This is a genomic window from Terriglobus sp. YAF25, assembly GCF_052113305.1.
GTDB lineage: Bacteria > Acidobacteriota > Terriglobia > Terriglobales > Acidobacteriaceae > Terriglobus.
In genome coordinates, this window is record NZ_JBFRCY010000259.1 from 1 (window position 1) to 5555 (window position 5555).

At 59.5% G+C, this 5555-nt stretch carries 5 protein-coding genes; all 5 read left to right on the top strand.

The features are described 5' to 3' along the window. The coding region (locus AB4043_RS12455) for a glycosyltransferase family 4 protein (RefSeq protein ID WP_442307177.1) at nucleotides 1-1269 on the top strand (1269 nt) is incomplete at its 5' end. Further along, nucleotides 1266-2615, top strand: coding sequence for a lipopolysaccharide biosynthesis protein (locus tag AB4043_RS12460; RefSeq protein WP_442302581.1), 1350 nt, complete (start codon nucleotides 1266-1268; stop codon nucleotides 2613-2615). The genes AB4043_RS12455 and AB4043_RS12460, both read left to right, overlap by 4 nt. Before the next feature lie 18 nt (nucleotides 2616-2633). Next, nucleotides 2634-3875, top strand: a complete 1242-nt coding sequence (locus AB4043_RS12465; protein WP_442302582.1) for an ATP-grasp domain-containing protein — start codon at nucleotides 2634-2636, stop codon at nucleotides 3873-3875. Continuing rightward, nucleotides 3872-5329 carry an O-antigen ligase family protein gene (locus AB4043_RS12470; RefSeq protein ID WP_442302583.1) on the top strand — a complete coding sequence of 486 codons (1458 nt, stop codon included), beginning with the start codon at nucleotides 3872-3874 and terminating at the stop codon, nucleotides 5327-5329. Before AB4043_RS12465 ends, AB4043_RS12470 begins: the two co-directional genes overlap by 4 nt. Continuing rightward, a partial coding sequence (locus AB4043_RS12475) for a glycosyltransferase family 2 protein (RefSeq protein WP_442307178.1) occupies nucleotides 5322-5555 on the top strand: 234 nt, incomplete at its 3' end. The genes AB4043_RS12470 and AB4043_RS12475, both read left to right, overlap by 8 nt.

A 5555-nucleotide genomic window follows, 5' to 3' on the forward strand; every position in this document is an offset into this window, starting at 1 on the left:
CCATATCGCGGCTCGGAGTGGGCTGTTGGCTGGGGCAGGCTGCTGGAGGGTTCACGCGTAGCCCAGATGCATGTCCTTACCAGCGAGGACAACTTTGGCGCACTCGAACGGGCACAGGAGGAAGGTCTTCTCCCCCCGGAGGTACGGTTTTATACTCCGGAGCCGGATGCCAGGCTCCGCGCCGAATCTCCTGCTCATGGAGCCTTTGCGTATAACTACAACGCGTATCATCACTGGCACAAACTGGCGATCGAGCTGGCACGGAGCCTGCACGCGCGGGAACACTTCGACCTGGTACACCAGGCGACCGTGAATACGTTCCGTGAACCTGGTTATGGATACGAACTTGATATTCCGTTTCTCTGGGGACCGGTTGGAGGATCGCAGAATTATCCGATGAGCTTTTTATCGCTGCTACCTCCTAAGGAAGCCGCCAAAGAGGCTGCCAGGGCAATCGCGAACAAGTACACGCTCTATCGCGACTCGCGGGTCCGGCGGGCGGCGCGCCGTGCGGCGAAGATCTATGCCTCTAACTCCACCAACCAGCGTGATTACGAGCGTGCCTGGGGGCGAAAGGTGGACCTGCTGCTGGAGACGGGGCTGAGAGATGTAGCGGAGCCGGACCATTCCCGGTTTGAGCATCGCCTGGAGGAGAATCGGCGCGGGGACCAGACGGGACCGTTGGAGCTTTTGTGGAGCGGCGAATTGCAGACGCGCAAGGCTTTGCCGATTCTTCTGCGTGCCCTCAGTAAGGCGCGTAAGCAGGCTGAGTTCCGGCTGACCGTGCTTGGCGATGGGCCGATGCGAGAGTTGTGGACCGCGGAGGCAGAAAGGCTCGGGCTGCAGGATATTGTCAGGTTCGCCGGGCGCCTTCCCTTCCCTGAAGCCGTTGCGGCGATGCACCATGCCGATCTCTTCTGCTTCACGAGTCTGCGAGACACCAGCGGCAATGTGGTGCTTGAGGCGATGGCCGCAGGTGTACCGGTCTTATGCTTTGGTCACCAGGGCGCCGAGGACATGGTGGACGCGACCTGTGGAGTCAGGCTGCCGGTCGTCTCCCCCAAACGGGCAATTGAAGATTGGCGTCAGGCCCTGATTGAATTGGCTGAGAATGCCGAAAAGCTACTTGCGATGAGCTGGGCAGCCCCGATGCGTGCTCGTGAGTTTCTGTGGTCGCGCAATGGGGATGTGGTGAACGAGGCATATCTGGAACTTGGCCGAACCAACATGGAGAAAAGGTTGAAGCTCAATCAGAGCGCGTGCGCATGAGCCTTCCAGCATCGAGCATTGCGCCCGAAGAGCCGTTGCCGCCACCAGGAAGGCTGCGCGCCATGTGGAGTCGCGGGCGTGCAGTTGCCGGCGACCGCCTGACATACGCCCTGGCCGACCAGGTGACCTATAGTTTCGGCAACATGGTGGTCGCCGCCATTCTCAGTAGACATGGCAGCCGCGCAGAGTTTGGTACCTACATCCTTACGCAGCGGTCTATGGATATCTTTATCCAGATCTGCAGCGTCTTCTCCTGGGCTCCGTTCATGTTCCGCATGCCTTCAACGCCGAAGGAACGGCAGCATATCTTTCTGGGAAGCATTGTCGGACAGCAGGTATGTGCCTGCCTTGTGTTCGCGTTGTTTTTATGGATGGGCGGCTGGTGGACAGCGGGCCATCACTACGATCTCTATGCCAATGTCATGGTTCCGCTGGCTGTCACCTCAATGGCCATTTTGTTCCGTGAGTTCACCCGGCGCATGTACTTTGCGGAGCTCCGCTTCAAAGCCGCCTTCTGGACCGAGTTAGCAACGGTCGGTCTACAGATCGCCGGCGTGGAGCTGTTGTACCGCTTCGGCCGGCTGCATGTACCCGAGACATTGCAGGTCCTTTCGTTTGGCGCCGGGGTGGTATCTCTGTACTGGCTTTTGACTGAATGGAAGACCTTCAAAATCCGCCTGCGCGATGTGTATGAAGACCTTCGACGGGACCTTCGTCTGGGCGGATGGCTGCTGGGCGGCAACATGATCTCGATGGCGAGCGCCCAATGCAACCCATGGCTGCTGGGGGCTGTCCTGGGGCCGGCAAGTGTGGGCGCGTATGCCATCTGCGAGAGCGTGGTCAATATTCCACGAGTAGCATTGAACAGCCTGCAGAACGCAATGGCTCCGGTGGTCGCGCGCGCTCTGGCAAAGGATGGAAGATCCGGCCTGCGGCAGGTGATTGCCCGTTACGACCGCGCTCTGCTGTTGGGCTCGGCTGCATGTGCCGCCGGAGTGCTTGCTCTGGGCCCATGGGTCGCCCGGCTGATCTTTAAAGCCTTTCCCGACAACGGTCGGCTGATCCTGCTCTTTCTTGCTCTTAACTTCATTGCCGTTGCCGCAACATTGGCGCAGAGCTATGGCCTGACTGCATTGGACAAGGCGGGCCTTGTCTTCTATGCCAACCTGGCAGGGTTCGTGGTGCAGGTACTCGTCGCGATTGCCCTGGTAGGCAAATTGAATGTCGTTGGCGTGGCCCTGGCGATGTTGCCCGGCAGTATTGTGGTTGTAATCATCAGGCAGATCTTTTACAGACGTGAAATTACGAGCCCGCAAGGAACGACATCGTTTGGTCGAAATGCATAAGATGGGGGCACACAGATTGTGACAGCACCGGGAACAAATGAGTTTGGCAACGGCACGAGGGCTCCTCGCGTGCTGATCGCTACGGCTCGTGAGTGGCTCTCGGGCGCGCGTCTTGCCCTTGCCTTACACAGCCTCGGCTGCGAGGTAAGCCTGCTCTCGCCGGCAAATCATCCGGCACGGCTGACCGGAGTCATCTCGCAGTGGACACACTTCTGGCAGATGCGCCCCTTCCGCAGCTTCGAGCGTGCCCTGGATGCTACACAACCGGACAGCCTGATTCTGGCCGACGAAGTCGTACTTCATTACGGATTGCTGCTGGCCGGAAAAGACAACGAGTATGGCTTGCGCCTGCGGCATCTGATTGAGTCAACCACTGCGGGGTCAGCAGCACTGCAACTGGCACGGACACGATTCGAGCTGCTGCACCAGGCACACCAACTCCAGGTGCCTGTGCCGGCGACAGAACCCATACCAACACCGGACGACCTGCCGCGCGCGGCTGCGCATCTGGGATTTCCGCTGGTTCTAAAGTCTGATGGAAGCGCGGGGGGCCAAGGGGTACGCATCGCTCGGTCCATGGAGGAAGCGCAGGACTATTGGAACAAATTGCATCGGACCCCCAGCCTTCCCCGTGTGCTGAAGCGCGGCTTGGTCGATGCAGAGTGGATGCATCTTCGCGCCTGGACGCGGCGCCTGAAGTCGGCAGTCAGCGCACAGCAGTGGATCGCCGGTCGAGAGGCCACCAGCATGGCGATGGCACACCAGGGCCGGCTGCTCGCAAGTATTGAGTTTGAAGTGGTGCAAACCACGGAGAGCCGCGGACCATCCAGTGTGCTTCGCGTTCTGGACGACGCCCGGCTTCGCCACGCCATGGCGCGCATCGTTGCCCATCTTGGAATCAACGGATTCTGCGGCTTCGACTTCATCTGTGAGCCGGATACAGGAAACCCATTGATGATCGAGATGAATACGCGTCCGACGCAGGTGAGCCATCTCTCGTTCGGCAAAGGGAAAGACCTGGTGGCCGCCTATGTGCGCGGGGTCCTGGGACAGAAACACGTGGAAGATCGTCCCGCAGCCACGAACAATCCGTTCATCGCACTCTTCCCTCAGGAGCTGCGGCGAGACGCCGCAAGCTCATGGGTCAAGGATGCATGGATGGACGTTCCCTGGGACTCGCCTGCTCTCATCGATTTCGCTTTGGAGACAGGCGGAAAGAAGCTGAGCTCTTCTCTGCTTCCTTCGCGAGGTGATGCGTGAGCACCGCCCGTCCCACGGCCTTCACACCATACCGGCTGGCACGAGTCCGCCTTGAGCTTTCGCAGATCACCCGGCGGTTGATGCTCGTGAAGATCGTCTGCGGCATCGCGCTTGGTATCTGCTACTGGTACTCAGTTCCTTATGTGTTGCCTTTCATCGTCCACGGGGCAACAGCGGAGTCGGCAGCAGCGGAGTCAGCGGCGTTTCAGGGCAGCGCAAGCCGCCAGCTGGCGATGCCTGTCATCGCATTCTTCTGTCTCATCCTTCTGCGGGAACTTCCCCGCCGTGGACGCTTCGCCGGCCACCTGCGATACTTCGCCGCAGCGTACGTCATCTGGGCCGTGATGAGCGTTGCCTGGAGTGACGATCCCTCGCTTACCCTCAAGCGGCTGGTCGTCTTCCTGATCAATATCCTCGCTATCTACACCTTTGCTCGACGCTTCTCTCTCGTAGAGATGTCTGTCCTCGCCTTCTTTGTCACCGGAGCGGTTGCCATTCTTGCCTTATATGGCGATGTGGTCATGCAGCATATCTTCGATCCACGCAATGCCGACTATCGTTTCCAGGGCGTTGCCGAAGCCAACTATCAGGCTATGAGTCTTGTGGCAGGCATCTTCTCCGGGCTTACACTCTTCGATCGCAGACCGGCATGGCGCAAGTTCCTTGCTCCCGCGCTGTTCGCCGCTTTCATCCTGCTCTATCTCACCCGTTCACGCGTCAGTACGATCATCTGCCTGATGATGGCGGGCATCATGATGCTGCGCCTGGCGCGCAAGATCCTCAGCGCACCCGCACGCGCCATGCTGGCTGTGGCATGCCTCGCGGTTGTGCTTCCAGTCCTGGTCTACGTTGTGGGACAAAAGGGACTAGGCGCGGCACAATCTGCTTTCATGATGGGCCGCACCGATACCCAGAACACATCCAATCTTTCCAATCGTGCGCCGCTCTGGGCGGAGCTCTCTGACTATGTAAAGACGCGTCCGCTACAGGGCTTTGGATATGCCGGGTTCTGGTCGCCAAGCCGCGTGAGCCTGATCTCGGGCCATCAGGGGTGGACTGTCCCCCATGCTCACGAAACCTATCTGGATCAGACACTGTCCCTTGGCTTCGTCGGATCGCTGCTGTACGCAGGCGTGCTCTGGGGCGCCATCTTCTTCGCGTGGCAGCGTTACCGCCGTAGCCGTCAGGCAACCGACTTATTAGCGGCCTCGATGCTCACCTGGCTCGCCATGGAAGGTCTTGCCGAGTCGGCGCCGATCGATCCTTATCTACCAACGACACTGGCGTATGCCTGCATCGTGAAGATGTGCTTCGCTGAAGGTTCTGAGACCGAGCAGGATACATGGCTTGAATCCGACCAGCTTCTGGGCGGTGTCACACCGGCGTTGCTGGAAAAGTTACCGCCGAACCTGCGCGCTGAGGCGCAGACAGCGATGGAGAGCAGTCATGGTTGATACGACGGTGCGCAACGACTTTGGTCAGTGCGAGCCAGGGCTTGTAAGCATCATCATCCCAACGTACAAACGGCCCGACGATCTTAGAAAAGCAGTTGAGAGTGCCCTGGCCCAAACCTACGATCACATTGAGATCGTGGCTGTCTCCGATGGGCCGGATCCGGCAGCGCGAGCGGCCGTCGAGGGCATCGATCCGCGCGTTCACTACGCAGAGCTCCCCTCAAAC

Bases quoted from the DNA above. Each gene is read 5' to 3' on its own strand.
- AB4043_RS12460 (WP_442302581.1), top strand. From the start codon at position 1,266: ATGAGCCTTCCAGCATCGAGCATTGCGCCCGAAGAGCCGTTGCCGCCA.